General features: G+C 35.9%; 2 protein-coding genes. One reads left to right on the top strand and one right to left on the bottom strand.

Going from position 1 to position 2,013, the window contains the following annotated elements:
- Positions 1-1,253, top strand: a 1,253-nt coding sequence (locus ACY65O_RS19275; RefSeq protein ID WP_462222486.1) for an aspartate kinase, incomplete at its 5' end; no start/stop codon positions are given.
- A gap of 15 nt (positions 1,254-1,268) precedes the next feature.
- Here the strand turns inward: ACY65O_RS19275 and ACY65O_RS19270 are convergent.
- Positions 1,269-1,598 carry a hypothetical protein gene (locus ACY65O_RS19270; protein ID WP_462222485.1) on the bottom strand — a complete coding sequence of 110 codons (330 nt, stop codon included), beginning with the start codon at positions 1,596-1,598 and terminating at the stop codon, positions 1,269-1,271.
- Between the last annotated feature and the right edge of the window lie 415 nt (positions 1,599-2,013).

The following is a 2,013-nucleotide window of genomic DNA, read 5'->3' as shown; positions in this document are numbered from 1 at the left end:
TGATAACCAAAGATGAAGAAAGTAAATTTGTGGTGCTTTCGGCATTAAGCGGTACAACCAATGCATTGGTTGAAATTAGTGAGTCCCTGGCAAGAGGCGACAGGTATGCAGCAAAGCAGGAAATTGATGCATTGCATGCCCATTACCAGCATTTCGTTACCGAATTATTGGCAGAAGAATTAACCAGGGAAAAAGCAAATGCAATTTTAAATGAACACTTCGAGTTCCTCACCATCATTTTAAAGATATCTTTCAGCCAGGCATTAAATAAAGATATTTTGGCACAGGGCGAATTGTTAAGCACTAAATTGTTCAGCATCTACCTTGAAGAAAAAAATATTGACCATGTGCTTTTGCCAGCACTTGATTTTATGACCATTGACAGTTACGATGAGCCGCAGGTTGGTACCATCAAAGTAAAACTAGCACAACTGTTAAATAAGCATAAGGATAAAAATATTTTTATCACACAGGGATATATAAGCCGCAATGCAAAAGGAGAAGTGGATAATTTAAAAAGGGGCGGCAGCGATTACAGTGCGTCGTTAATTGCAGCGGCTATTAACGCCAGCGTTTGCGAAATATGGACGGATATTGATGGCATGCACAACAATGACCCCCGTATTGTAAATAAAACTTTTGCCATTGAGCAATTAAGTTTTGAGGAAGCTGCAGAGCTGGCTTATTTCGGTGCAAAAATTTTGCACCCTGCCAGTATATGGCCGGCTCAATATTATAATGTACCGGTTAAATTATTAAACACCATGGATCCATCTGCAAAGGGAACACTTATCGCAGAGAAAGCAGGCAGCGTTGGTGTAAAAGCAGTAGCGGCAAAAGATGGCATTACGGCAATACGTGTTAAAAGCAGCCGCATGCTTTTGGCGTATGGTTTTTTACGTAAGGTTTTTGAAGTGTTTGAAAAATACCGTACTTCAATTGATATGATCACTACATCGGAAGTTGCTGTTTCGGTTACTATCGATAATGATGTAAACCTGCCCGATATTATTAAAGAGCTGGAGCCATTTGGTACGGTAGAAATTGATACCAATCATACCATAGTTTCTATTGTGGGCAACGAAATTGCCGAAACAAAAGATGTAATGAAAAAATTATTTGATGCTATTGAACCTATACCGGTACGTATGGTAAGTTATGGCGGCAGCAAGCACAATGTATCTTTATTAATTGCACGAAATTATAAAGATCAAACATTGCAATTGCTGAATGAGGGCTTGTTTGGTTTGTAAAAAAGAGAAAATCGTTTAGCGTCTTTCTAATTTGTTGATGTGTACAAAATTAGTTCCGCAGGTCATGGAGCTTTTCGAGGTATCCACATTTACATTAATTGGAAAATTTTCTGTTGCAGATATTTTCAGTTCTGCAGCTGTATTATCAATTAAAAAGAAATTGCCTTTATAAGGTTGCGTTTCTCCGTCAAAGTTTATCATAAAACCTCCGCAGCAGGGGCAGGCCCTTGCATCAAAGCCTGTAACAATAGCCTTCAACAAAGTAGTACTCTCTTTTTTACATGATGTACTTCTTATACTTATCATTATGATGAATGCGATTAAACTGATTAAAGTATATTTCATAAAAATTATTTTAATATTCTTCATTTAAAAACATAGAATTGCAGGGGGTGCCCTAAAAGGCTTACAAAATAATTTCCAATTTTTAATTGATAATAAAAATTAGCTGCTCCGGGTGCCTTTATCTTGAAAGGGGGATTTTTGTTTAGAATCAAAAAAAATAACCTGCCCCTCAACAACATTAATTAAGTGCCTTTGTAAAATAATCATTTTTTAATTGATTTCATAGCAGGATTTAATTGAATACTTAAAAATAAGCACAACTGTTAACAATTCATTTGCAACATTTAACTCCCTCTCAGCGTCTAACAAATGGTTTTTCATAGGATATTGGATTTAAACGGGGCTGGATTTCTATCCTGGCCCTTTTTTTATTTTAAAGTAAAAATTTACATCTTTCATATAATTTAAATTTCAT

It is taken from the genome of Ferruginibacter sp. (genome assembly GCF_031430955.1).
Taxonomy (GTDB): domain Bacteria; phylum Bacteroidota; class Bacteroidia; order Chitinophagales; family Chitinophagaceae; genus Ferruginibacter.
The sequence above is the reverse complement of the archived record's forward strand: the minus strand, read 5'-3'. Positions and strand labels throughout refer to the sequence as shown.

Excerpts from the sequence above, each read along its gene's own strand:
- ACY65O_RS19270 (WP_462222485.1), bottom strand. The coding sequence starts at position 1,598 with ATGAAATATACTTTAATCAGTTTAATCGCATTCATCATAATGATAAGT.